Below are 24,739 nucleotides of genomic sequence, written 5' to 3'. Positions count from 1 at the left end.
CCTCTACCCAGCTAATTCTTTTCCGGCTGCAAAGCTCTGCACTCCGTCCTTCATTGTGTTTTTCCCAGCTCCCCCAGCGTCTCAGGCTGGGGGATTTTGTTTTTTTGCGCAAAAATGTATACTTATTTTCCAATGGCAGCCATTGACCTTATATATAACGGCCTTATTCTTGCATATTGAGACCCGGACATCACAAGTCCAGACCGGTGGCCCAAACCGCCGCCCTGAATGACCGTGACTACGGGAGTACGATTCGCACGGGGGAGTAGAGAATGTCAGTATCTTACAAGGATTATTACAAACTTCTGGGAGTGGAGCGCACAACCAAGGCCGAGGATATTTCCAAGGCCTACAAGAAGCTGGCGCGCAAATACCACCCCGATCTGAATCCCGGCGACAAACAGGCTGAGGACAAATTTAAAGAAATCAACGAGGCGCATGAAGTTCTCAAAGATCCTGAAAAGCGTAAGCTTTATGACCAGCTTGGCCCCAACTGGCAGCATGGCCAGCAGTTTCAGGGCGAACCGGGCTTTGAAAACGTGCACTTTACGTTTGGCGGCAAAAGCTTTGACGGATCAGGGTTTTCGGATTTTTTTGATACCCTCTTCGGCGGAGCGGGCGGCGCGCAGTTTGGCGGCCAGGGTGGAAGCCCTTTTGGCGGGCAGGCGGGCGGGCGCGGCGCGCAATTCGGGCCAGACCCCTTTGGCGGTTTTTCCTCTCGCCCACGGCGTGGCAGAGACGTGGAAGCCGAGCTGCCCCTGACGCTTGAAGAAATTCAAAAAGGCGGCAGCCGTACTGTTTCCATTCAGGGTTCGCAAGGTCCCAAAACGCTGGAAGTCAACGTGCCTGCGGGCATACGCGAGGGTGCGAAATTACGGCTGGCCGGACAGGGAGACCCTGCGCCCGGCGGCACGGCAGGCGACCTCTTTTTGCGTGTGCGGTACCTGCCGCACGCCGTCTTCAAGGTTGACGGCGAAAACCTGCAGTGCGACCTGGCCCTGGCCCCCTGGGAGGCCGTGCTTGGCGCAAAGGTAGAAGTGCCCACCCTTGAAGGGCATGTGGAAATGCAGATCCCCGCTGGTTCCAGTTCTGGCCGCAAGTTCCGGCTGCGCGGCAAGGGATTGGGCGCAACTGGCAAACGCGGTGATCTGCTGGCCAGAGTCATGATAAAAACGCCTGCGCAACTGTCCGACGCGGAACGCGAACTTTGGCAGAAACTGGCGGAAACTTCGGCTTTTCAGGCCCGCGCATAGCGCCTGGTGGAGGGTTTTAGCATGAGCATGACACCCAAAAATCCCACCCTGCCCGCTCCGTCTACGGTAATGGTATGGGAAGAATTTATTCAGATTACGGGCGTACACCCTGAACGTCTTCAGGAACTGCTTGCCCTGGGCTGGATTGAAGCCCGCGGCAGCGCTGTGCAGCAGTACCTTTTTCGCGATACGGACATATACCGAGTGCGCAAGCTTGAACGCATCTGCTGCGATTTTGAACTGCCCGTGCTTGGCGGCACGATCATAGTTGACCTGCTGGAACGCATAGACGCTCTGGAGCGTTCCGTTCGCAGCTTCAAGAGCTTTGAAGACTAGACAATGCCGCCACGGGATACATTTTCTTGGTATGTCAGAGAGACAAACCTGTTATGCAGGCAGCACTCTCATAATATGCGGCCAGAATAAAAAACGAAGTCTGGCCTGAAGCAATTTCACCTTGAAGTTGCTCCGTTGAAAAAATGCTCGTGACGACGCAGTCAAGGAACTGGTGCAGCACCAGGGATAAAATATATTTTGCCCGCCCATAGCGGCGTGGCTCCGTCGGAGGAATCCATATGGATATTAACAAGTTCACAGAAAAAGCGCGTGAAGCTGTCAGCGAGGCTCAAAGCCTTGCCGCAGGTATGGGCCATCAGGAAACGGATGTCGAACATCTGGCCTTGGCTCTTACCCAGCAGGAAAACGGCATCGTCCCCCGCATTCTGGACCAGATGGGTGTGCAACCCCGTGCCCTCTCCGTTGCCATTGAAGGCGCGCTGCGCAAGCGCCCTTCTGTTTCCGGCACGGGCATGGACCCCACAAAAATCATGATTACGCAGCGCCTGGCCAAGGTTCTGGGAGACGCCCAAAACGAAGCCAAGCGCATGAAGGACGAGTACGTCAGCGTTGACCACCTCTTTGCAGCCTTGACCGAGGTAGCGCCCTCCACGCCGCTTGGCGAGGTGTTCAAGGAATACAAAGTTACCCGTGCGGGCTTTGTGGCGGCGATGGAAGAGCTGCGCGGCGGCGCGCGCGTAACGAGCGCCAACCCCGAAGACACCTTTGAGGCGCTGAACAAATACGCCCGTGATCTTGTGGAAGCCGCGCGCCAGGGCAAGATGGACCCGGTTATTGGCCGTGACTCCGAGATCCGCCGCGTTATTCGCATTCTTTCGCGCCGCACCAAGAACAACCCTGTTCTTATTGGTGAGGCGGGCGTTGGCAAGACGGCCATTGTGGAAGGCCTTGCCTTTCGTATCGTCAAGGGCGACGTGCCCGAAGGCCTGAAAGGCCGCAAGCTTTTCGCCCTTGATATGGGCGCGCTTATCGCTGGCGCCAAGTACCGTGGTGAATTTGAAGAACGCCTCAAGGCCGTTCTAAATGAGGTGGAAAAAAGCGAAGGCAAGACCATCCTTTTCATTGACGAACTGCACACCATTGTGGGTGCGGGCAAAACCGAAGGCGCAATGGACGCGGGCAACCTGCTCAAGCCCATGCTGGCGCGTGGCGAGCTGCACTGCATCGGCGCTACAACGGTGGACGAATACCGCAAGTATATTGAAAAGGACCCGGCTCTGGAACGGCGCTTCCAACCCGTCATGGTTGAAGAACCTACGGTGGAAGACACCATTTCCATCCTGCGTGGCCTCAAGGAACGCTTTGAGGTGCACCACGGCGTGCGCATCAGCGACTCGGCCATAGTGGAAGCGGTTGTGCTGTCGCACCGCTATATCACTGACCGCCAGCTGCCGGACAAGGCCATTGACCTTATTGACGAAGCGGCGGCCCTTATCCGCACAGAAATTGATTCACTGCCTGCGGATCTGGACGAAGTGAACCGTAAGGTCATGCAGCTTGAAATCGAGCGAGAAGCCCTGCGCCGCGAAACCGACGCCGCTTCACGCGAACGCCTTGAAAAGCTTGAAAACGAGCTGGCAGACCTTCGTGCGGATCAGGCCGAACTGCGCAAGCAGTGGGAAAGTGAAAAGGGCTCCATCAATCAGGTACGCGAAATCAAGGAACAGATCGAGCAGACCAAACTGGCCATTGAACAGGCCGAACGCGCCTATGACCTGAACAGGGCCGCTGAACTCAAGTACTCGAAGCTGCTTGAGCTTGAAAAGAAACTGGCTGACGCCGAAGGCTCTGAAGGCAGCGAGGCCGAAGGCCCGCGCCTGCTCAAGGAAGAAGTGCGGCCAGACGATGTGGCAGAAATCGTGGGCAAGTGGACGGGCATACCCGTCACCCGCCTGCTGGAGTCTGAACGCGAAAAGCTTCTGCGCCTGCCCGAGCAGTTGCACGAACGTGTTGTGGGGCAGGACGAAGCCGTCACTGCCGTGGCAGACGCTGTGCTGCGCGCCAGAGCGGGCCTTTCCGACCCTGACAGGCCTACAGGTTCCTTTATCTTCCTTGGCCCCACAGGCGTAGGTAAGACAGAGCTTTCCAAGGCATTGGCCGAAGCGCTCTTTGACACAGAAGACAACATGGTGCGCCTCGACATGAGCGAGTATATGGAAAAGCATTCTGTATCCCGTCTCATCGGCGCGCCTCCCGGATATGTGGGTTACGATGAAGGCGGCCAGCTCACCGAAGCCGTACGGCGCAAGCCCTATTCCGTCATTCTTTTTGACGAAATTGAAAAGGCGCACCCGGACGTGTTCAATACCCTGCTGCAATTACTGGACGACGGACGTCTGACTGACAGCCAGGGCAGGACGGTGGATTTTCGCAACTGCATCGTCATCATGACGTCCAACATTGGCTCGATGCATCTGCTGGACGGCATTGAAGCGGATGGAGCGCTGAAAGAAGGCGCGCGCGACAGGGTTATGGAAGACCTGCGGGCGCACTTCAGGCCGGAATTCCTCAACCGTGTGGACGAAACGGTTGTCTTTCTGCCGCTCAGGCGCGACCAGATCAACCGCATTGTTGACCTGCAACTGGCCCGTTTGCGCAAGCGCCTTGAAGACCGCAAGATCAGGCTGGATATGACCGATGCGGCCAAAGACTTTATCGGCGAGGCTGGCTACGATCCCATTTATGGCGCGCGGCCCCTCAAGCGCTATGTGCAGCAGGCCGTGGAAACGCCCCTTGCCCGCCTGATCGTGGGCGGCAAGATACGCGATGGCCAGAGCGTCACTGTGGATGTTAAGGACGAAGAACTTACCTTCACGGCTGCGTAACTTCTGCAAATAGATCCAGATGCATCAAGGCCCGCACAGTTTTTTACTGTGCGGGCCTTTTCTATTTTGGCAACGGCTGCGGAAAATTGCGCCGCCTGTGCAGATAATTTTGGCTCTTCTGAACAATTCAAGTAGTATGCTCAAATTTTGCGCATGGGGATGCATTTTTTCAAGCTTAAAGTATTTCAACTTTGAAATGCTAAGGTGGCTGCGTGAGCAGACGCCCGCCGTGGAGGCGTAGCGCAGCTTCAGCCGTTGCGACGCAGGAAGCTACGGATGAAGTCAGCACCGCTATTTATTTGCGCGATTAAACGCCGTAACGAGCGTGTATTAAACTTTGAAAATATATATTTTCAAAGTTAATCTGCTCAAAAGGCGGCTGCGATGCAGCATAATAGCCCACAAACGCGCATTTAAAATCAGGCATGAAAAAAGCGGTTCCAGGCCACAAGCTGGATCACAGTTGTGACAGAAAGAAAAAATTCTCTGGCGCTTTCTTCCGTAGGATGCTCCGGCGGGCAGGGTTCATGCCCTGCGTACCACGGCAAAGTACGCAACAATCCGGTCAGCATGTAGTCGTAAAGCGGCGTCAGCAGATCATCAGGGCGGGTACGGCTGGCATCCTCGCCCTGGGCGCAGGCTCTGCCAAAAACCATATACTGTCGGCAGGCCACGGGCCGCACAGGATAGACAAGGCAACTGCTGTCCTGAAGGAAGGGACAGGGCAAGGTCATGTATCTTTTGTCACCCTCAAAAGCTGCCAGCCTGTCAACCAACGTAGCAAGGCCATCCTGCGGCAACCTGTGCCGGGTGTAGCTGTGCAAGGCCAGCACTTCAAGCGGCGTAACGGGTATGGGCTGCTTGCAGCACTGGTCGCACCCGGCGTGACAGGCAACAGCACGCCCATCACGTTCTGCGGCTTTTTTCACGCCCAGGTCAACGACGGCATACGTGTCCAGCAACAGCCCCACACCGGGATAGCGGCGCTCGAGATGGGCATCTGTATGCCTGAAAAGCCGAGCCTCAGCGGGCCACACCAAGGGCACAGTCTACACCCGCAAACGGTTCTGGTCAGACATTCTCCGTATCCTTTTCCGTGCGGCGGCGGCGCTGAGGACTTTTTTCATCATCTGCCACAGGCGTTGCTGCGGATGTATCCTTGGAATTTTCTGCCATATTTTCGACAGCAGCAATGGCAGCGGCAACCGGTCCGCCGGAAACGGAAAGCCCTTCTTCCCTGTTTTCGCCCTTGTGCTTGAGACTTTCGCCCCGGCTGATGAAGTAGACGTGCTCGGCTATGTTGATGGATCGCCGCCAGATGCGCGTGAGGGAACGTGTAACAAGAATGATATGCATGGCAAGGTGCGGCTCAAGGCTGCACTGCGGATCGGAAAGGCATTCCATAATCCCCTGAATGATGCGTACCTCATTCTGCACGGCCTCATCGTCGCCCCGGCTCATGGCCAGTGCTCCCTGAGCATCGTTTTCGCGAAAAACCCGCACTGAATTTTCAAAAGCCTCGCGTGCGCCAGTGTAAAGTTCGCGCACATGCGGTATGACGCCAAACCCCGGCATATCCTGCATAAGAATTGCCTGTTCAGCCATGCTCACGGCCTCGTCGCCAATGCGCTCAAGATCCACCACCATGCGAAGCGATGTGACCACAAAACGCAAGTCGCTGGCCACAGGCTGGGAACGGGCCAACAGGCGCAGGGCCATTTCGTCAATTTCATTTTCCAGCGCATCAATGGATGCGTCGCTTTCAATAACGGCGGCGGCCCTGCCGGGATCGTTGGCGGCAAGGGCTTTGCCCGCTTCTTCCAGCGCAATGCCCACACTGGCACACATGACCAGAAGCCGGGTACGCAGCGTCACAAGCAGTTGTTGCAGATAATTGGCCTGTTGCATGACAGTCTCCTGAAAAACGCGCTGTATGTTCTGTACCGGGTTGCCATATTTTCGCCAAGTCCGGCACTGATTGAAAAATTCTGACCAAGAGATAATTGTTGTAACCCTTACCCAAAGCGCCCTGTGATGTAGTCTTCAGTCTGTTTTTTAGCTGGACGCGTAAACATTATGTCCGTGGCATTGTGCTCAATGAGCTCACCCATGTAGAAAAACGCCGTGGTGTCAGATACACGGGCAGCCTGCTGCATATTATGGGTGACAATGATAATGGACAGAGATTCGCGCAGTTCGCGTATACTTTCTTCAATTTTTTGCGTGGCAATGGGATCAAGCGCGCTTGCGGGTTCATCCATAAGCAGCACCTCGGGTTCAACGGCAAGGGCGCGGGCAATGCACAAACGCTGCTGCTGCCCGCCGGAAAGGCCAAGGGCCGGAGCTTGCAGGCGGTCTTTCACTTCTTCAAAAATTGCTGCCCGGCGCAAAGAAAGTTCCACTTTTTCAGCAATGAGGCTTTCGTCCCTGAGGCCATTGACCCGTAAACCGTAAGCCACATTTTCATAAATGGTTTTGGGAAAGGGGTTGGGCTTCTGAAAAACCATACCGACCCGGCAGCGCAAGGAAACCACATCCGTATCCGGGCGGTTCATGTCCTTGCCGTCCAGCAGAACCTCGCCCTCTACGCGCGCGCCGGGCACAAGATCATTCATGCGGTTCAGGCAACGCAAAAAGGTGGATTTGCCGCAGCCAGAGGGGCCGATAAGAGCCGTCACCTTACACGGCTCAAAGGCCAGAGACACTTCGTGCAGGGCCTTGTGCTGCCCGTAATAGACACTGACGTTGCGTGCCAGCAGATGTTCCTTCATGACTGTGCTGCTCCGTGGACGGAAGTAAGAGTGAAAACAAGGGCTGTGTTGCCGTCAGGAGCCGGACTTTCCGCCCGGATACTGCCGCCATGCCTCTCGATAATATGCTTGCAGATGGCGAGGCCGAGGCCGGTGCTGGCCTGCCCCCGGTGGCGCTCAACCTGATAAAAACGCTCGAATACCCGCTCCAGATCCTGCCGGGGTATGCCGGGGCCGTCGTCAGTAACGCGAAAGACCACACTGTCGCCTACCTGCCGGGCATTCACGCGTATGCTGCCTCCCTCGGGGGCATAGCGGCCCGCGTTTTCCAGCAGATTACGAAAGACCTGCGTCAGATGCGGCAGGCTGGCCATCACGCGGCAATCAGGGGCAATATGTGATTCTACCCGGCAGTGGCGGCGCTCCAGCACTTCACGGCACATGCCCGTGGCCTGGGCCAGAGCCTCGCGGGGATCAACCGGGGCAAGTTCAAGGCTGCCGCTTTTTCCCTCAAGCCGGGCCAGAGTGAGCAGATCGTCCACCATGCGCGAAAGGCACACGCCGTGTTTGAGAATGATCTCGCCAAAACGGCGGCATTCAGGCGGGCCGTCCAGGCTGATGAGGGTTTCGGCATAGCCCTGAATGGCCGTGAGGGGCGTGCGCAGTTCGTGCGACACGTTGGCCACGAAGTCGCGGCGCACACGTTCAAGGCGCATGAGTTCCGTAATGTCATGAAAAACTGCCACAGCGCCCACCTGCCCGCCTTCTGCCGCATCCGCAGCGCCAGGCAGGGAAATGCAGACCGACATTACCTGGCCGGAAGGCAGTTCAAGGTGCAGATAGCGCTGCACCCGCCCGCTTTCAGGGGAAACGATATCCCCATTTTCGGTTCCGCCTGCCGCAGAAGCGGCTGCGCCGGAAACAAGATCAGCTTTGGCGCTGTCATCAAGGCCTGAGGTCTGCTCATGGCTAGTAGCGTCAGAAGAAAAATCGGCCTGGGATTTGACGCTGCCCGCATTCTCCGCGGCATCGTGGGCCACAGAAGCTGCAAGGGCCAGCGCCCGCTGACGCGCGAAGTTCTGGGCCTCAGCCTCGGCCATGATATCGTCAACGGCATTTTGCAGTGGCGGCGAGGGAATCACCTCAACCACCTGTGCCCCCAGAGCGGAAGCCGCCGCCGGAAATTCGCGGGCCAAAGCCCTGTTACAGCGGCGTATGCGCCCGCGTGGGCCAAGAACCAGCACGCCGTCGCTCATAGTGTCCAAAATACTTTCCAGCTGGGCTGTCTGCTCTGCGGCCGCGCGGATGTGCTCTTCAATATTTTCCGCCATGCGGTTCACGGCATCGGCCAGGGGCGCGAATTCGCGGCCGGGGATACGGCGCAGGCGGCGCTGAAAATTGCCAAGGGATATGGCCTCCACAACGGACACCATCTGGCTCAGTGAGCGACGCAGCGCGCCAGAAAGCAGCCCGGCCAGCACCAGTGAAAGCGCCACGGTAATAAGACCGATCTGGGTAAAGACGGCAAGTCGGCTGTCTATGATCTGCCTGAGGCTGGCCAGCGGTACAGAGACCCGCAAAATGTCGCCGTTACGCAGAGCAACAGCGGCATAAGCCAGATCCTTGCCCAGGGTTCCGCTGGGGCGGATGGCGAAGCCCGGCGTGCCATTCATAGCTTCGCGCACTTCGGGCCTGTCGGCATGGTTGTCCAGACGGGTAATGGGCTGCGCACCGGGAGCGGTGTCGCCCAGCACGCTACCCTTGCTGTTAAGCAAGGACAGGCGTTCTTCGGGCATATTCAGGATGGCGGCCAGTTGCGGAAGCCCCGAGGTATGGTCGCCAAGCCCGTCAAGAATGGCTCCGGCCAATACCGTTTCGCGCACAAGGCGCTCGCGTGCGGCATCAAGCTGGACCTTTTCAAACCATGCCTTGCCGTAAAACACGGCTACGGCGATGGAAACCAGGGCCACGGCCAGCATGCCGCAAAAAATTCTGGTTCTGAATGAAAACATAGTTCCCTGCCAGTGCGGCCTTGCCGCCTGCTTTGCTATAGGCCCGCCACAGAAAGTATCTGTGCGGGATTGCCTACTCCTTGATTCTGTAGCCGACGCCGCGTACAGTTTCCAGCATGGAGGCTGCATCGCCGAGTTTGGCGCGCAGACGGCGCACATGCGTATCCACCGTGCGGGCGTAGCCTTCAAAAGAATAGCCCCACACCTTGTTCAAAAGCTGTTCGCGTGTACGCACTGAACCCGCATGCCGCAGCAGGTCTTCCAGCAGACGAAACTCCGTAGCAGTGAGCAGCAGCTCTTCACCCTGAGCCTCAACCGTGTGGGCTTCAGGGCGCAGCCGTATGCCGTGGCGCTCAAGCACCGGGCTTTCGCTGCTTCGTACTCCACGCCGCAATACGGCCCTGATGCGCAGCATGAGTTCGCGCACGCTGAAGGGCTTGACCACATAGTCGTCAGCCCCAAGGCTCAAACCCACTACCCGATCCATCTCTTCACCCTTGGCAGTGAGCATGAGGACAGGAATATGGGCAGTTTCCGATTGCGCCCCCAGGCGGCGGCAGACTTCAAATCCGTCCAGGCCGGGCAGCATTACATCCAGCAACATAAGATCGGGCAGATGGTGCCGGGCCAGTTTGAGCCCTTCGTTACCATCGGCGGCCTCCAACACGGTGAAACCTTCACGCTCAAGATTGAAACGCAGAAGTTCACGAATGTCGGCTTCATCTTCAACTATCAGTATTTGTTGACCCATAATTCACACCTCTCTGACGCAGCCAGAGTACACCGACTCTTTGCGCCAATGTGATGGTGGATTTGTTACAATTGCGTGACGCCGCTTAAAACTGAAAAAACCATGCCCCACAGGGGGTTGAAAAGCAATTGTCAGCTTCACGCAGTCTTCTTGTTTCTGTCATCATTTTGTAACAGAGGCAGGCCAAAAAGGAGTCGCGGCGGGAAAAACCGCCACGAAACCCAATGTCACAGAGTAATAACAACAGGAGAAGACCAATGTCTTTCGACTTCAAATCCCGCATTACCCGTCACAGCAGCAAGCTGCTTGCCTGCGCCGTCACCGTTCTTTGCCTCAGCGCCCCGGCCATGGCCGCCCAACAGATCACCATCAACGGCTCCACCACGGTACTGCCTGTTGTGCAAAAAGCCGGTGAAGCCTTCATGGCCTCCCACCCCGGTACGGAAATCAGCATTTCCGGCGGCGGCTCCGGCAACGGCATCAAAGCCCTTATTGAAAAGCAGTGCGACGTGGCCATGAGCTCGCGCGATATCAAGGACAAGGAAAAAGACGCCGCCGCCAAAAACGGCGTCAGCCCGTTGCGCACGGCCATCGCCATTGACGCCATCGTACCCGTGGTCAACCCCGGCAACAAGGTGGGCGCGCTCACCACCGAGCAGCTGCGCGACATATTCTCCGGCAAGATCACCAACTGGAAAGACCTTGGCGGCGAAGACGCCCAGATCGTAGCCATTTCGCGCGACACCTCTTCCGGCACCTTTGAATCCTGGGAAGAGCTGGTCATGAACAAGGAACGCGTGAGCCCCAAGGCCCTTATGCAGGCTTCCAACGGCGCTGTTGTGCAGACCGTTTCCAAGAACAAGAATGCCATCGGTTATGTGGGCCTCGGCTATGTGGACAAGTCCACCAAGCCCCTCAAGGTCAACAATGTGACCCCCAATGCGGAAACCGCCATCTCCAAGCAGTGGCCCATTGCCCGCGAACTTTACATCTTCACCAACGGCGCTCCCCAGGGTACGGTGAAGGAATTTGTGGAATACCTGCTTGCCCCCGACAAGGGCCAGAAGGACGTGCTTGAAGTGGGTTATGTGCCCCTGACGAAGTAAAGCCTTCTCGTCGAAATGGTTGCCTGAAGGCGGATCAGCTCCGCCTCGCAACCATTTCGGGGCGCAGTTTCAACAACGCGCAACGTGACAGAATGTTTTGAAGAGGAAACGCTCAACAATCCTTGCGAGCAATTCCTGCATGGCGCGGGGCAGCCGGGAAACCGCACCCGTCCTGCCCCGTCATACAACATATGTGCAATGGACGCGGCTAGCGCGTCAGGAGAACGGCCCATGCGCTCCAGAGATCTGAAAGAAAAGCTGGTTCACTACACGCTCACCGGCATGGCAGGCAGTTCGCTGCTGGCTCTGGCCGGCATTGTCGTATTCCTGTTTATGGAAGGCCTGCCGCTCTTTGCGCACTATTCGCCCATAGATTTTCTTTTTGGCAACCTGTGGTACCCCACTGAAGATCCCGGGCTTTTCGGCATATTTCCACTGCTGGTGGCGTCTCTTGCAGTGACGTTTTTCTCGTCACTGCTGGCAGTGCCTCTGGGCGTTCTTACTGCTGTGTACCTGACGGAAATCGCCCATCCTGGCGTGCGGCGCATCATCAAGCCCTTTGTGGAACTTTTGGCCGCGTTGCCTTCGGTTGTGCTGGGCTTTCTTGGTATGGTGGTGTTAGCGCCCTTTCTACAGGACTATCTGGGAGCGGCCACAGGTTTGAACCTGCTTAACGCCTCGCTGGTGCTGGCCTTCATGAGCGTGCCTACCATCTGTTCCGTATCTGAAGACGCCCTGTACAGCGTGCCGCGCGACCTGCGCGAGGCGTCGCTGGCGCTGGGCGCTACCCGCTGGCAAACCACGGTGCGCGTGGTTATTCCCGCCGCACTTTCCGGTATCGGCACCGCCGTTATGCTGGGCATGTCGCGGGCCATCGGCGAAACAATGGTGGTGCTTATGGTGGCAGGCGGCGCGGCAATTATTCCCACATCCCTGCTGGACCCCGTGCGGCCCATGCCCGCATCCATCGCCGCCGAAATGGCCGAAGCCCCCTTCCGCGGCGAGCACTACCACGCTCTTTTCGCCATCGGCATTGTGTTGTTTCTGCTTACGCTGGCCTTCAATATGCTGGCCGGGCACATAGCTGAAAAACACCGCCAGGCCGGAACCTCAAGTTTGTAGCATCAGCAGGACGGAGAAATCATGTCACAGGCATCATCTTCACAGCACGGCATACAGCCCGAATCACCAACGCGTGTAACACTGCCTTCCAGCGGTAGGGCACGAGGGCGCGCGCAAAACGTCATGTTCTGGTTTCTGCGCGGCATAGCTGCCTGTAACGTGCTGGTGCTCCTGGGCGTATGCGGCTTTTTATTCTATAACGGCCTGCCCGCGCTCAGTTGGGAATTCATCAGCCAGGCTCCCCGTAACATGATGACCGAGGGCGGCATTCTGCCCTGCATCATTGGCACGGCCATCCTGTCCCTGGGTGCTTTGCTGCTGGCCTTTCCCCTGGGCGTTGCCTCGGCGGTTTATTTGCACGAATACGCCAAACGCAACGCCTTTGCCCGCTATGTTCGCCTTGGGGTCAACAATCTGGCTGGCGTGCCTTCAGTGGTCTTTGGCCTTTTTGGCCTGTCCTTCTTTGTGACATTTTGCGGCTTTGGGGTCAGCATTCTTTCAGGCGTTCTTACCCTTGCCGTGCTGACTCTGCCCGTAATTATCGGCACAGCGGAAGAAGCCCTGCGCAACGTTCCCGATACCTACCGCGAAGCCTCTCTCGCCCTTGGCGCAACCAAATGGCAGACCATCAGCCGTGTGGTATTGCCCTGCGCGCTGCCCGGTATGCTTACCGGAGCCATTCTGGGCGTGGCCCGGGCGGCGGGCGAAACAGCGGCCATCATGTTTACGGCGGCAGTTTTTTATACCCCCAAAACGCCGGACTCCATTTTTAGTTCTGTCATGGCCCTGCCCTACCACATGTATGTACTGGCCACCGCCGGAACGGAAATCGCCAAAACTCGCCCCCTGCAATACGGAACAGGCCTTGTGCTTCTGCTCCTGGTGCTGGGTATGAACCTGGTGGCCATTCTGTTGCGTGACCGTCTCCAGCGTAAACGCTAGGTTGCCTCACGCTATTCTTCCGCTTCGCTTTTACACGGTTCTTTTACAACAAATCCGCCCGTCACAGATCAGTGACGGGCGGATTTGTTTCGTGAAAAAACATGACACCCACAATTACATCCAGCACTGGTACAGGCAGAACTACACGCCTTCACACTCCGCACCGCCTGGCCCGATGAGACTTGGCCCTGTTGACGGAAAAAATGCTGAACCTGCCCATTTTCGCACCGTGTCACACGTCTTTTCCGCTGTCTGTGTACAGGCTGATGGATGGCCACTCTCTGGAGGAAGCGGCATGGCGCTATATCTTCTGGTACTATACCCGGATGGGTGCCGTTTTTGCCCCATCAGAATAATCCCGGCAGGATCTGATAGCGCGGGTTGCAACCGCAGGGAATTCACATAGACCCGTGCGGCATTGCTGCCTCAATTTCTACCCCCTCCTGACAACGAAGCGGCACTTCAAAAGAGGAAAAATACAATCACTCCAAGTCTGATGGTTATCCAAAGAAAAGGCATCCATCTTCTGATGGAGGCCTTTCAACGTGTGTACGCGCGAGCACCAAACTCAGCATAGGTAATTGGCTTCACTGTATTCATTTTTGTCAATAAACACACGTACGCGCTGCATGCTTATCTTCATAAACCACGCTACTTCCCTTTGCCCTTTGCAGCAGATGCTTTTTTACCAACAAAGCAAGCCAAATGCCTTGGCCAGTGAAATGCCGGTAGCTTCAAATCGCCTTAAGCGGAGCAGAAAGTTTACCACAAGGGACAGTTTGCGCTTCGCTGTAAACCGCAGGCACAGGGCATATTATTTTCAAAGACGACACGCCCCGAAACCGCTTTATTGTTTTGCTGCAAAAAACACAAAAAAGGGAGGCCGAAGCCTCCCTTTGAAGTCATAATTGCTTGCCTTTCGGCAAGGGTGCGTAGCTTAGAAGCTGTATGCGAAGACCACCTGGGCCTTCCACATATCCTGCTTGTCGAAGCTGCCGCCGCCGTTGGCTTTCTTCCAGGTGCTGTTATCCATGCAGTTGATAACGTAGTCCAGTTCAAGATTCATTTCGAGGTTTTCGTAGATCTTGTAGCTGTTCACCAGGTTGAATTCAACCATACCGTCGTTGGTGGTCAGGTAAGGGCCGGTGTTGCTGCCCCAGCCGTCAGACCAGGACTTGGCGTCATTCATGTACTTGACCATGCTGGTGCTGTTGGTGCCGCCCCAGTAGGCCACGCGGAAGGTGTGCGTCAGGTCTTCGAGGAAGCTCATGTCGCGCAACTGAGCGCCGATACCCCAGGTGCCGTCATAGGTCAGGGAGTAGTCCTGACGAACCCAGCCCATGTTGCCATCACCGATGAAGGAGGTGAAGTTGCCGGAAGCAGCAACGGAAGGCATGCGCTGCGAACCGTTCTTCGGGTTACCGTCGTCGCCGGAAGCGTACCAGCCGAAGATGCCGGGCACAGCCCAGTCAAGCTTGTATTCCACCAGGGCTTTGGCAAGCCAGCCCTGACGTTCGGTGCTGGAGCGCTTCACATCGCCATTATTTTTGATGGCATCAAAGCGGCCCATGCTCTGCATGTAACCGTAGTTGATGTCCAGTTCGATGTTCAGCGGATCCCACAGGGTGATAGCAACAGGCAGGCCAGCCCAGAAGGCGGAGCCGTATTCGTTGCCGGTGCTGCCGATACCATTGTTGGTGGCGCCAATGCCGGGATAAGGACGCAGCGAGAAGGGCAGATTGCCGTCGCTGGTGCCCACGCTGTCATAAGCGCTGATATCTTTGTTCCAACCGCTCTTCAGGGCATTCTTGCCGACCATGCCGTACATGACCCAGGGGGTGACGTTCACGCCGTCAAAGGTCAGGGGCATCATCAGGCTGAACAGATCCATGTTGTCAAGATAGTTGTTCTTCTTGGTGTTGTCGTTGTCAACATAGTTGTCGTTCAGGGGGCGGGCCCACAGAGCGGTCAGCGCAACGTTTTCGTTGAACTTGTAGTTGACGGTGATACCGGCTACGTCGGTATCCATAACAGCGGAGCCACCGGCCACGTTGGGCAGGGCCACGCCCTGGATGCCCATACGCACCTTGGCGTCGGTATCCGGCACAGCCCAGTCAATGTAGGCGCGCTTCAGCTTGATCTGGTTGGAGCCGTCAGCACCGAGGGCGGCGCCATTATCAGCTTTGCCCCACTGAGCCGTGCCGATTTCGAAGTACACGGTGCCGGACAGGGATTCGGAAGCCACGGCATCCAACTGCAGACGGAGGCGCTGAGCGGCCTGAAACTGGTCGTCGCTATTGGACTTGGTCTGGCTGCTGGCGCCCTTGTCGCGGTACTGCTTGATGGGGTTGGCGTCGCCCACGCCGAAGCCCATGAGCCACTGGCCCTTCGCCTTGAAATCAATGGCGCTGGCGCCGGTGGCAGCGCCAAGCAGCATGCTGGCGGCCAAAAGAAGTGTACAGATGCGTTTCATAGCCCTTCCTCTCGTTTAAATCATCCCACAAGAAAAACTCAATACCTACATTTAGGTTGAAAGTCTTTTTACACGGATTCATGACCATTAGCAAGATTTTTCGTAAAAATTTTTTTACCGCTCGCGACATCGTACAGCAGCAGCATTTCCATTCAAATGACACATACCAAAAACCCGGCTATTGCGTAGGCAACAACCGGGTTTTTCATCAATCCTTTCGGCGCTGAAAATTTTCAGCCAAAAGTTTTGTCAGGACAGTTTCTTGTACTACAAAAAATCCGGGTCAGCGGCTGCCTTTCCCTCCGCCAGCATAATACGCACATAGTGCAAGCTGTGTTCGTCCACGGGAATGATGGGAAAACCCTCTCCGCAGCCGGGGCAGCGCACCATACGCGGCTCGGTGGGGCTGGCCTGCGGCACATGCTTGCCACAGCCGGGGCACTGATAGAAAAAAAGAATTTCCATGCCATCAGGAGCCACAGGCTCGATGGGTCTCTTACGCTCAGCCACGGACGGCCTCCTTGTGCGCCTGATCCGCGGCATCGCTGTCCAGGGCCAGATTACGCCCCGTCATGGGGGATGAAGGCTTCAGTCCCCACAGGGCCAGAAGCGTTGGGGCTACGTCAGACAACCTGCCAGCAGCCAGGGCTTTCACCGCACCGCCCGGCTCCATCAGAATGCAGGGCACGGGATTGGTGGTATGGGCTGTCTGGGGATGACCTTCAGGCGTGAGCATGACCTCGCAGTTGCCGTGGTCGGCAATGACAAGCATGCGGCCCTTGCGGGCTTCTACAGCTTCCACCATACGGCCCACGCACTGGTCCACCACTTCGCAGGCCTGAATGGCGGCTTCAAGTATGCCTGTATGCCCCACCATATCGCCGTTGGCGAGATTGCAGACCACCAGGTCATACTGCCCCGAATTCCAGGCCTTGATGAATTCATCCGTCACCAAAGGAGCGCTCATGGCGGGCTTTTGGTCGTAGGTGGCCACATCGCGCGGCGACGGTACAAGAATACGGTCTTCCCCCACAAAGGGCTCCTCGACGCCGCCATTGAAAAAATAGGTCACGTGGGCGTATTTTTCCGTTTCAGCAAGACGCAGCTGGCGCATGCCCTGCTCCGACACAACCTGGCCCAAACCGTGAGTGGTCGCATCTTTGGGAAAAGCCACTGGCAAGGTAAAGCTGGCCTCATAGGACGTCATGGACGCCAGAGCCGACAGCACGGGCATCTCGCCCCTGTCAAAACCTTCAAAGCCGGGCGTGATAAAGGCCGCCGTCAGTTCGCGCATGCGGTCAGCCCGGAAGTTGAAGAAAAAGACCGCATCGCCGTCGGCCATGCCGGCGGCAGCGTCGCCCGTGTCAAAGCGCACGGGCTTCATGAATTCATCGGTAATACCAGCCTCATATGAGGCCTGCACCGCCGCCAAGGGGTTAGCCGCCGTAGGAGCCTGACCATGCACAATGACATTCCAGGCTTCGCTGACCCGCTCCCAGTGCTTGTCGCGGTCCATAGCGTAAAAACGCCCCACGAGGCTGGCAATGCGCGTCTGCGGCTGATCCTTGATGCTCGTTTCAAGCTCGTGGATAAAATCCGCGCCACTGTGCGGTTCGCAATCGCGGCCATCCATAAGAGCGTGCACGCGCACGGGGATGTCCTGCCCGGCAGCCATGCTGCACAGGGCTTCAAGATGGCGGATATGACTATGAACGCCGCCGCCGGAAAGCAGGCCCACGAGATGCAGCCTGCCGCCGCTGCGTTTGGCTGCCGCCAGAACATCATTAATGACGGGGTTGGCCGTGAAGGAACTGTCCTCCACAGCCACGTCGATACGGGTCATATCCTGATAGACCACGCGCCCTGCACCGATGTTCAGATGCCCCACTTCCGAGTTCCCCATATACCCCTTGGGCAGGCCTACATCCCGCCCGGAGGCGATGAGCTGACCATGCGGGCAACGGGCAACAAGGGCATCCAGATTGGGGGTTCGCGCCAGGGAAGGGGCATTGCCCGGCCCAGGCGGAGCTATGCCCCAGCCATCCAGTATCAGCAGCAGCGTTGGCGTCATATATTATTCTCCGCGGTCTTCTTGCCCTGCGGTTTTGGCATATCCAGAACCGTGCCCCCACAGGGCTTCGAGGGCATAGAGATCGCGCACGGGTTCCTGAAAGATATTGACGATAATATCGTTCATATCCACCAGTATCCACTGCCCGGTGGCGTAGCCTTCCGTGCGCAGAAATTCATAGTTTTTCTCACGGCACATCAAACTCACGCCATCGGCGAGGCTTTGGGCATGACGCACCGAACCGGCGCTGGCGATGATCAGGGCATCGGCAAAGCCGCCTTGCTCCTCAAGATCAAGGCAAACCACGCGCAGGGCCTTGTGTTCTTCAAGCCATTGGGCCACATCCGCCGCCTTGCGGCTAGCGGGAACGTCTGAAAACTGTTTGGGGGCGCGGCCCCCGGGGGTCGTATTGGGGTGATTATTTTCCATAGCAAGCACATATCGCAAAGCCGCGTCAAGGGCAATGGCTTCCCGAAGCTGCAGCTCCATACCCCGTACCTGCCAACTGCGCAGCCACAGCCGCATGCAGGCGCTGCCGCCGCTGCCGCGACTTTTTCTCCAGATAAACGGATCTTATATTTTTGCTGTTTTTTCAGCCAATTCGTGACGCGCCGCCCCGGCCCCACCCCCCGTTTTTGTTGACCCGGTGCGGACATTGCGGCATACCGGAAAGGGTTTACATACTACAAAACCATTTTTTCTCTTTTTTTGACGGCCCATGCCGCCAAATGCCAGCTATTATAAGGAGAGGGTCGTGCTTTTCAATATCAAACAGGAAACCCTGCCCCGCGAAGAACTGGAAGCGTTGCAACTGCGCCGTCTGCGCAATTTGTGCGACCGCGTTTACGCCAACGTGCCCTTCTATCGCAAACGTTTTGACGAGGTAGGCATCACCCCTGCCGACATCAAATCCTTGGCCGACCTGAAGCTTTTGCCCTTTACCGAAAAGCAGGACCTGCGCAATTATTATCCTTTCGGACTCTTTGCCGTGCCGCGCGACCACATCGTGCGCCTGCACGCCTCCAGCGGCACCACAGGCAAGGCCGTGGTGGTGGGCTATACCGCCCGCGACCTTGAAAACTGGGCCGAGCTTATGGCCCGCAGCATGGGCGCCGCGGGCGTTACCCGCTCAGACGTGGTGCATGTGGCCTATGGCTACGGCCTGTTCACGGGCGGGCTTGGCGCGCACTACGGCGCGGAGCGCATCGGGGCCACTGTGGTTCCGGCTTCCGGCGGGGCCACGCGCCGTCAGGCGCACCTTATGCGCGATTTTGGAGCCACGGTGCTGTGCGCCACGCCTTCCTACGGCCTGCACTTGTGGGAAGCCGCGCAGGAAGCCGGAGTGGACTTTCGCGAATTGCCGTTGCGCATAGGCATCTTCGGTGCCGAGCCCTGGACAGAGGCCATGCGGCGCGACATCGAAGAAAAGATGAACATAGACGCTATGAACATCTATGGCCTTTCTGAGATTATGGGGCCGGGCGTGGCAATGGAGTGCGTGGAAGCCAAGTGCGGCATGCACCTTTGGGAAGATCACATTCTGCCCGAAATCATTGACCCGGTAACTGGCGAGCAGTTGCCCCCCGGCCAGGTGGGCGAGCTGGTGCTGACCACCCTCACCAAGGAGGGCATCCCCATGCTTCGCTACCGCACCCGCGACCTCACCAGCCTGAACTACACACCCTGTAGCTGTGGCCGCACCCATGTGCGTATATCGCGCTTGCAGGGCCGCAGTGACGACATGCTCATCATACGCGGGGTCAACGTCTTTCCGCAGCAGATCGAAGGCCTGCTTATGGAAAGCGACGGCCTCACGCCTAACTACCAGATCATTGTGGGCACGGTTAACAATCTGGATACGCTGGAAGTGCGCGTGGAAGTCAGCGACACCCTGTTTGCCGACGAGATTCGCAAGCTCCAGATGCTTGAAAACCGCCTGCAAAAGAACATCAAGGAATTCCTGGGCGTCACGGCCAAGGTGCGCCTGATGGAACCGCGCTCCATCCAGCGTTCAGAAGGCAAGGCCCAGCGCATAGTGGATCAGCGCGGCAAGGATTAGCCGCGAAGGCCTGGCGCATGACGCAAAATTGAAGGCGAACCGTTTTACGGCGGTTCGCCTATGCTTTATTTCACTCATACTGGCTTTCCATGCGGTTTATCAGGCTTTTTTGCGCCTGTTGGCACGATGAAAAAAATAAAACTTTTCAAAAATTGTGGAACAATGCTTGACACTCAGGTTCAATAGACGTAAAAGCGTACCTCGTTGAGCGGGAGTAACTCAGTGGTAGAGTGCAACCTTGCCAAGGTTGAAGTCGCGGGTTCAAATCCCGTCTCCCGCTCCACTTTTTTTGCTGGCGGCATAGCCAAGTGGTAAGGCAGAGGTCTGCAAAACCTCCATCTCCAGTTCAAATCTGGATGCCGCCTCCAAAAAGTATTTTTCACGCTTCGCCGTTCGCAGACCATGCGGGAGTAACTCAGTGGTAGAGTGCAACCTTGCCAAGGTTGAAGTCGCGGGTTCAAATCCCGTCTCCCGCTCCACTTTTGCGGGAATAACTCAACGGTAGAGTGTCAGCTTCCCAAGCTGAAGGTTGCGGGTTCAAATCCCGTTTCCCGCTCCAGAGAAAAATCAAGCCTTTACGAATTACTTCGTAAAGGCATTTTTGTTTTTGGCAACATTCTTTGTGGCCCGCAGCAGGCATCATAAAAATCGCGCGGCGCGGCCCTGCCCTCTTTGCAAAATTAAGCGATACGCAAGCTGCGCGGCAGGCACTGGTTTGTGTATAGTTGATGCAGCCTTGCCCACATCTGGTGCAGTTTTGCCCACTGGCGGCATAGGCTGAAGGCGCACGGGCCAAACTTGCCCACAGTTGCCTCAGATCGCCCTGTCAACATAGCCTTGCGCACGGCCTGGCACGAGTTTACGCACGGTGGTACAGTCTTACCCATTGACGTCATGAGGTTACGCACAAGGGCTAAGACGCGCGGCAGGCCCGGCCTTACACGCAGTCGGCTCTGACATACTCACAGGCTGCACGGCCCGTTTGATCGGCACAGGCGCGCTTTCGGCTCTGGCATACTCACAATCAGCTCAGGCGCACGCAGTTGGCTCTGGCGCGTGTTTGGCCTGCATCGTCAAATATTGTTCAAAAAACTAATGACGCCACAGAGCTGTATACGTTACCTTGCTTGCATAGATTACGGGTGGAGCAACTAAACCGCCAAAACAAACGCTAACGGTGAGTACGCTATGGCATATGCTGTGATTAATTTAAGTGAGCCTGGAACCGATAACGGTGAGCTTCATTTTGAGGTTTGCGACGGAGATTTCAGTTTTCATTTTACTGATGAAAATAAAGCAGACGAATTTTGCAAGCTGCTCAACGTACTTTTAGCAAGCAAAAGATATTCAGATATTTTTGACCTGTGGAATGCAATGCAAGAAAAAAATCTGGAATACTTTATGAAAAAAAATAAACAGTATTTCAGTGAATGCGCCAATAAATCAAACACAGACACAAAATAAAATCCATAGCATTTGATTTTTCAAAGCTAAAACGCCCTGCCGCGCGAGAGTGCAGTGCGTCGCCACAAGTGTGGATCCGCCCAAATTACATTTTTATGCTGAATGACAATTTTGAAGTATCACACATTCAAGATTATTCTGTTTCAGACCAAAAGCCCCCCGGCATATTAATGCCGAGGGGGCTTTTGCGTGGCAATGTCAAAGAAGCTAGCTCTGCTTCATCTCAACTATCAGATTATTGAGCGCCTGTGCCTGCCGCGCCAGTTCACTAACGGCCCGGTTGGCCTCGGCCATAGCCTGAGCCGTTTGCGCAGACATGTCGTTCACCTGAACGATGGACATGTTGATTTCTTCGCTGGCGGCAGACTGCTCTTCACTGGCAGTGGCGATGGCCCCCACCTGATCTGCCGTGGACTCGACATTACTGACAATCTGCTGCAACGCCTCGCCAGACTGACTGGCAAACTTGGTGGCGGTTTCCACTTCCAGCAGGGCCTTGTTCATTGCGGCAACACTTTGCGCGGAACTTTCCTGAATAGACTTGATGGCATGGCCCACATCATTGGTAGACGCCATAGTTTTTTCAGCGAGCTTGCGCACCTCGTCGGCCACAACGGCGAAGCCTCGCCCGGCATCGCCAGCGCGGGCGGCCTCAATGGCGGCATTGAGCGCCAGAAGGTTCGTCTGGTCGGCAATATCAGAAATAACGTTCATGATCTTGCTAATGGCCTGGGCGTGATCGTTAAGCTGCGACATATCGCCTTTAAGCTCCATAGAGAGCTTTTGAACCTGATCGATGCTTTGCAAAGCGTTCTGCACGATAACGGCCCCGTTTTCGGCATTGGCCTTGGTTTCAGCAGACACATTGGCCGCAGTAGAGGCATTGCGCGCCACTTCCTGCACGGTAGCATTCATTTCATTCATGGCTGTGGCAGCCTCACTGAGGCGGTGGGCAGATTCCAACGCGCCACGGTCCGACTGCTCAATCTGGGCAGAAAGCTGGCTGGATGCGGATGAAATAATAGACACCACGCCTTCCAGCTGATTAGCGGCAGCCAGCATACCCTCACGCTTGGCGCTTTCGGCACGGTGGGCGGCTTCCTCCGCCTTGAGGGTGGCCTGCTGCGCCTCAACGGTTGCTTCTTCGGCGGCCAGTGTTTTTTGTTCGCTTTCTGCAAGCAGGCTTTTAATATTGCCCACCATACGCTCCATACCCTGCCCCAGCACACTAAACTCGTCTTTGCGTTTTTGGGCCTGCGCCAGCAACAATGACTCGGCAGCTCCGGTTTCAAGGCGCCCGGCAGCCACGGCTTCGGCCATACCGGAAAAACCACCGACCATACGCACAATGCCGCGCGCGGAAAGAATAATCATGACCCCCACGATTAAAACGCAGGCGCCCGCGATCATCAGGGAGTTGGCGAGCATTTTTTCGATGGGAACCGCAATTTCCTCACGGTCAACCTCAAGCGCAACCAGCCAGCCTTCTTCAGGCAACGTCTCAAAATAGACGGATTTTTCGTCACCCTTGCTGTCAGTGTAGATGGCGCGCCCCTGCTTTTCCGCAAGCATTTTCTGCACATGCGGCTTGTTGCCATCTTTTCGCGCAAGCGCCTTGGTATCGGGATGCATGACAACCTGACCGGTATAATCGTACACAAAGGCAAAGCCTTTTTCGCCCACCTTGATTTTGTTGCTGGTGGCGTTTGCCAGATTTACGTTGTCAGTGCCAACAGTAACAATAGCGATAACCTTACCGTCACGCTTTACGGGCATGGCAATCACGGTAGACGGCAACCCTGTGGTTGCACTGATAATATCCGCAATGACGGTTTTACCCTTTATGGCTTCTTTAAAATACTCACGATTGGAAAAGTCTGAACCAACGGATTTACTTGGGCCTGCCTGACCGCTGACATGATGGGCAATTACTTTTCCATCCGGCGTAATAAAACCGCTGTAGGCAAGATTATCAGACGCATTGACAAGCCCCGCCAGAACATCATCCGCATCCAGAGCTTCCCTGGAGCGAAAAACTTCCGGGTTGCCCGGTTCTGCTTCATAAAGGGCACTATAGCGCGCAAGCCGATTATCCTGCGCGATAATGCCTAGCGAATCCTGCAGCCCTGTAACTACAGCTTGCAGGCCAACAGCTTGCGTTTGAACAATCTGGGCCATGTCTGACCGCAATTGTTGACGCATGACATCCTCTGACATTTTATAGTTTATTCCCGTAATCAAAATCAGTCCTAGAACTGCCGGGACAAAGATAAAAAGGATCATTTTAGACAATAGACCGAATTTCATGAACATTCTCCTTAACAGCCCATACCGGTAAATTTTGCATTGGGCGAAATATATAGAAGGCCGTAAGAACAGCCTGCTGATTGTATTGTCTGGGTTTCTTAATAGTATCGTTTCTTAATCGCTTCGGCAATATTAATTATCCGCATTACAAATAAACATGTAATGCATTAAAAAATAAGTAAAAAACTATTTATACCGAAGTTCATAAAAAGATAACTCTTTTATAATGAAGAAGTATTTTTATTCGGGTAAACAGCCTTTCAAAGCCTGGTAAAAAAGAAGCCAAAAAGAATTGTAATGAGCTTCAAAAAGTTGTGTTTTCGTTACGCGACGCTCCTCCCGCTGGCGCATTTTCATTTTTTCTAGAAAAATTGATGTGTTACTCAATTTATGCTCAAAAACCCGCCAGACGCAGAAACAATCAAGAAGACACTTGTGCCAGTACGGCCAAAAAGCCCCCACAAAAACATAGGAGTGCGCAGAAAAACTTCTGCACACTCCTACACATGTTGCCATCAATTCGTTTTGAAGCTGTGTAGAAAAACAAAAAGGCTCTCACCTAATAAAGAGCGGCTGCATTTTCGCCACCGGGCGAACCACTAATAAAATTACCGCTGCGCCAGCTTGCCAGGCGGTTACGGCCCCATACCACCGTTGCTTGCTTGTATTTTTTTGTATCTTGGGGGGGGGGCTGACAATCGCTACGTCAGCGAACAGGCTCAACCTTATCATAAACGTTTTTCATGCGTAGCAGCAGGGCTGACACCTGATCGAGCAGGCGGCCCAGGCTGACAATCACATGGCCCCTTACGCGCACGTCGCGGCTTACGCTTTTCATTACCTTGACCAAGCCTGCCAGAAGCATATGCGCTTCCCCCAAAAGCCCGCGCAAATCTTGCGCGCCATAGTGGCTCAATAGCTCCCGTTCGTGCTGGGCCACACCCGGCGAAAAGTAGTAACAGCGGGTTTCGCCTTGTGCCTTTGTGGTTGGCTGCGGCGCGGCATCCTCACTGCGCACTGGCGCTTCATATACGGCCAGCAAGTCCTGCGCGGCTTTTTGAAACCGCTCAACGCGCGCGGCAAGTTCCGCATGGCTGAAAGGATGGGGCGAGGGAGATTGAGACTGTGGAATTATACTCGGAGAAGAATGGGACATAAGGCACTCCATTGGGTTTAGTATAGGCATTACTTTGAGAATGCCGGGACTCAACTACGCCCAATGAGCGCTGCTCTTATTTCCCCGCGAA

At 55.8% G+C, this 24,739-nt stretch carries 19 protein-coding genes and 4 tRNA genes; 12 read left to right on the top strand and 11 right to left on the bottom strand.

Features of this window, described 5'->3' with window-relative positions; genetic code table 11:
• Positions 1 to 272: 272 nt before the first annotated feature.
• The 3 genes from HNQ38_RS06315 to clpB all read left to right on the top strand — a co-directional run bounded on the left by HNQ38_RS06315 (position 273) and on the right by clpB (position 4,435).
• Complete coding sequence (locus tag HNQ38_RS06315; protein WP_183718566.1) at positions 273 to 1,253, top strand: DnaJ C-terminal domain-containing protein; 981 nt, start codon at positions 273 to 275, stop codon at positions 1,251 to 1,253.
• A gap of 21 nt (positions 1,254 to 1,274) precedes the next feature.
• The gene (locus tag HNQ38_RS06310) at positions 1,275 to 1,589 is read left to right on the top strand and encodes a chaperone modulator CbpM (RefSeq protein WP_183718565.1); all 315 of its coding nucleotides are present in this window, start codon (positions 1,275 to 1,277) and stop codon (positions 1,587 to 1,589) included.
• Positions 1,590 to 1,828: 239 nt separating this feature from the next.
• Positions 1,829 to 4,435 (top strand): ATP-dependent chaperone ClpB, encoded by a 2,607-nt coding sequence (gene clpB, locus HNQ38_RS06305; RefSeq protein WP_183718564.1) that lies wholly within the window; start codon positions 1,829 to 1,831, stop codon positions 4,433 to 4,435.
• A gap of 419 nt (positions 4,436 to 4,854) precedes the next feature.
• Here the strand turns inward: clpB and HNQ38_RS06300 are convergent, their stop codons facing one another.
• The 5 genes from HNQ38_RS06300 to HNQ38_RS06280 all read right to left on the bottom strand — a co-directional run bounded on the left by HNQ38_RS06300 (position 4,855) and on the right by HNQ38_RS06280 (position 9,951).
• A complete protein-coding gene (locus HNQ38_RS06300; RefSeq protein ID WP_183718563.1) occupies positions 4,855 to 5,481 on the bottom strand; it encodes a YkgJ family cysteine cluster protein in 627 nt (208 codons plus the stop codon).
• 25 nt (positions 5,482 to 5,506) lie between these two features.
• Entirely contained in the window at positions 5,507 to 6,343 is an 837-nt protein-coding gene (phoU, locus tag HNQ38_RS06295) for a phosphate signaling complex protein PhoU (protein ID WP_246388022.1), read from the bottom strand.
• Between the two features lie 107 nt (positions 6,344 to 6,450).
• On the bottom strand, positions 6,451 to 7,206 hold the full coding sequence (pstB, locus tag HNQ38_RS06290; RefSeq protein WP_183718562.1) for a phosphate ABC transporter ATP-binding protein PstB: 756 nt from the start codon (positions 7,204 to 7,206) through the stop codon (positions 6,451 to 6,453).
• Positions 7,203 to 9,197, bottom strand: coding sequence for an ATP-binding protein (locus tag HNQ38_RS06285; RefSeq protein ID WP_183718561.1), 1,995 nt, complete (start codon positions 9,195 to 9,197; stop codon positions 7,203 to 7,205). Before HNQ38_RS06285 ends, pstB begins: the two co-directional genes overlap by 4 nt.
• Before the next feature lie 73 nt (positions 9,198 to 9,270).
• The gene (locus tag HNQ38_RS06280) at positions 9,271 to 9,951 is read right to left on the bottom strand and encodes a response regulator (RefSeq protein ID WP_343060121.1); all 681 of its coding nucleotides are present in this window, start codon (positions 9,949 to 9,951) and stop codon (positions 9,271 to 9,273) included.
• Between the two features lie 254 nt (positions 9,952 to 10,205).
• On the opposite strand from HNQ38_RS06280, the gene HNQ38_RS06275 reads away from it, so the two are divergent.
• The 3 genes from HNQ38_RS06275 (at position 10,206) to pstA (ending at position 13,118) form a co-directional block, all read left to right on the top strand.
• Positions 10,206 to 11,054 carry a phosphate ABC transporter substrate-binding protein gene (locus HNQ38_RS06275; RefSeq protein ID WP_183718559.1) on the top strand — a complete coding sequence of 283 codons (849 nt, stop codon included), beginning with the start codon at positions 10,206 to 10,208 and terminating at the stop codon, positions 11,052 to 11,054.
• A 231-nt stretch (positions 11,055 to 11,285) separates the two neighbouring features.
• The gene (gene pstC / locus HNQ38_RS06270; protein WP_183718558.1) at positions 11,286 to 12,176 is read left to right on the top strand and encodes a phosphate ABC transporter permease subunit PstC; all 891 of its coding nucleotides are present in this window, start codon (positions 11,286 to 11,288) and stop codon (positions 12,174 to 12,176) included.
• A 123-nt stretch (positions 12,177 to 12,299) separates the two neighbouring features.
• Positions 12,300 to 13,118, top strand: a complete 819-nt coding sequence (pstA, locus tag HNQ38_RS06265; protein WP_183718778.1) for a phosphate ABC transporter permease PstA — start codon at positions 12,300 to 12,302, stop codon at positions 13,116 to 13,118.
• Between the two features lie 937 nt (positions 13,119 to 14,055).
• On the opposite strand, the gene HNQ38_RS06260 is transcribed toward pstA, so the two are convergent.
• The 4 genes from HNQ38_RS06260 to rsfS all read right to left on the bottom strand — a co-directional run bounded on the left by HNQ38_RS06260 (position 14,056) and on the right by rsfS (position 18,151).
• Complete coding sequence (locus HNQ38_RS06260; protein ID WP_183718557.1) at positions 14,056 to 15,591, bottom strand: outer membrane homotrimeric porin; 1,536 nt, start codon at positions 15,589 to 15,591, stop codon at positions 14,056 to 14,058.
• Positions 15,592 to 15,858: 267 nt separating this feature from the next.
• A complete protein-coding gene (locus HNQ38_RS06255) occupies positions 15,859 to 16,101 on the bottom strand; it encodes a hypothetical protein (RefSeq protein WP_183718556.1) in 243 nt (80 codons plus the stop codon).
• A complete protein-coding gene (gene gpmI / locus HNQ38_RS06250; protein ID WP_183718555.1) occupies positions 16,094 to 17,662 on the bottom strand; it encodes a 2,3-bisphosphoglycerate-independent phosphoglycerate mutase in 1,569 nt (522 codons plus the stop codon). The genes HNQ38_RS06255 and gpmI overlap by 8 nt, the downstream gene beginning before the upstream one ends.
• Positions 17,663 to 17,665: 3 nt before the next feature.
• Positions 17,666 to 18,151, bottom strand: a complete 486-nt coding sequence (gene rsfS, locus HNQ38_RS06245) for a ribosome silencing factor (RefSeq protein ID WP_246388021.1) — start codon at positions 18,149 to 18,151, stop codon at positions 17,666 to 17,668.
• A 265-nt stretch (positions 18,152 to 18,416) separates the two neighbouring features.
• Between rsfS and HNQ38_RS06240 the strand changes: the two genes are divergently transcribed.
• The 6 genes from HNQ38_RS06240 (at position 18,417) to HNQ38_RS06215 (ending at position 21,185) form a co-directional block, all read left to right on the top strand.
• Positions 18,417 to 19,721, top strand: coding sequence for an AMP-binding protein (locus HNQ38_RS06240; protein WP_183718554.1), 1,305 nt, complete (start codon positions 18,417 to 18,419; stop codon positions 19,719 to 19,721).
• Positions 19,722 to 19,929: 208 nt separating this feature from the next.
• Positions 19,930 to 20,004 (top strand) — tRNA-Gly (locus tag HNQ38_RS06235).
• A gap of 11 nt (positions 20,005 to 20,015) precedes the next feature.
• Positions 20,016 to 20,089: transfer RNA gene (locus HNQ38_RS06230), tRNA-Cys, on the top strand.
• A 36-nt stretch (positions 20,090 to 20,125) separates the two neighbouring features.
• Positions 20,126 to 20,200: transfer RNA gene (locus HNQ38_RS06225), tRNA-Gly, on the top strand.
• A 5-nt stretch (positions 20,201 to 20,205) separates the two neighbouring features.
• Positions 20,206 to 20,280 (top strand) — tRNA-Gly (locus tag HNQ38_RS06220).
• A gap of 629 nt (positions 20,281 to 20,909) precedes the next feature.
• On the top strand, positions 20,910 to 21,185 hold the full coding sequence (locus tag HNQ38_RS06215; protein ID WP_183718553.1) for a hypothetical protein: 276 nt from the start codon (positions 20,910 to 20,912) through the stop codon (positions 21,183 to 21,185).
• 207 nt (positions 21,186 to 21,392) lie between these two features.
• On the opposite strand, the gene HNQ38_RS06210 is transcribed toward HNQ38_RS06215, so the two are convergent.
• Both HNQ38_RS06210 and HNQ38_RS06205 read right to left on the bottom strand, forming a co-directional pair.
• Positions 21,393 to 23,387 carry a methyl-accepting chemotaxis protein gene (locus tag HNQ38_RS06210; RefSeq protein ID WP_246388020.1) on the bottom strand — a complete coding sequence of 665 codons (1,995 nt, stop codon included), beginning with the start codon at positions 23,385 to 23,387 and terminating at the stop codon, positions 21,393 to 21,395.
• Between the two features lie 811 nt (positions 23,388 to 24,198).
• Positions 24,199 to 24,648 (bottom strand): ATPase, encoded by a 450-nt coding sequence (locus tag HNQ38_RS06205; protein ID WP_183718551.1) that lies wholly within the window; start codon positions 24,646 to 24,648, stop codon positions 24,199 to 24,201.
• Positions 24,649 to 24,739: the final 91 nt, after the last annotated feature.

The sequence above is a fragment of the Desulfovibrio intestinalis genome (assembly GCF_014202345.1).
Lineage (GTDB): Bacteria > Desulfobacterota > Desulfovibrionia > Desulfovibrionales > Desulfovibrionaceae > Desulfovibrio > Desulfovibrio intestinalis.
The sequence above is the reverse complement of the archived record's forward strand: the minus strand, read 5'-3'. Positions and strand labels throughout refer to the sequence as shown.

Coding starts and splice junctions, on each gene's coding strand:
- phoU (WP_246388022.1), bottom strand. CDS start 6,343: ATGCAACAGGCCAATTATCTGCAACAACTGCTTGTGACGCTGCGTACC.
- HNQ38_RS06285 (WP_183718561.1), bottom strand. CDS start 9,197: ATGTTTTCATTCAGAACCAGAATTTTTTGCGGCATGCTGGCCGTGGCC.
- HNQ38_RS06215 (WP_183718553.1), top strand. CDS start 20,910: ATGGCATATGCTGTGATTAATTTAAGTGAGCCTGGAACCGATAACGGT.
- gpmI (WP_183718555.1), bottom strand. CDS start 17,662: ATGACGCCAACGCTGCTGCTGATACTGGATGGCTGGGGCATAGCTCCG.
- pstB (WP_183718562.1), bottom strand. CDS start 7,206: ATGAAGGAACATCTGCTGGCACGCAACGTCAGTGTCTATTACGGGCAG.
- pstC (WP_183718558.1), top strand. CDS start 11,286: ATGCGCTCCAGAGATCTGAAAGAAAAGCTGGTTCACTACACGCTCACC.
- HNQ38_RS06210 (WP_246388020.1), bottom strand. CDS start 23,387: ATGCGTCAACAATTGCGGTCAGACATGGCCCAGATTGTTCAAACGCAA.
- HNQ38_RS06315 (WP_183718566.1), top strand. CDS start 273: ATGTCAGTATCTTACAAGGATTATTACAAACTTCTGGGAGTGGAGCGC.
- rsfS (WP_246388021.1), bottom strand. CDS start 18,151: ATGGAGCTGCAGCTTCGGGAAGCCATTGCCCTTGACGCGGCTTTGCGA.
- HNQ38_RS06275 (WP_183718559.1), top strand. CDS start 10,206: ATGTCTTTCGACTTCAAATCCCGCATTACCCGTCACAGCAGCAAGCTG.
- clpB (WP_183718564.1), top strand. CDS start 1,829: ATGGATATTAACAAGTTCACAGAAAAAGCGCGTGAAGCTGTCAGCGAG.
- HNQ38_RS06260 (WP_183718557.1), bottom strand. CDS start 15,591: ATGAAACGCATCTGTACACTTCTTTTGGCCGCCAGCATGCTGCTTGGC.
- HNQ38_RS06205 (WP_183718551.1), bottom strand. CDS start 24,648: ATGTCCCATTCTTCTCCGAGTATAATTCCACAGTCTCAATCTCCCTCG.
- HNQ38_RS06310 (WP_183718565.1), top strand. CDS start 1,275: ATGAGCATGACACCCAAAAATCCCACCCTGCCCGCTCCGTCTACGGTA.
- pstA (WP_183718778.1), top strand. CDS start 12,300: ATGTTCTGGTTTCTGCGCGGCATAGCTGCCTGTAACGTGCTGGTGCTC.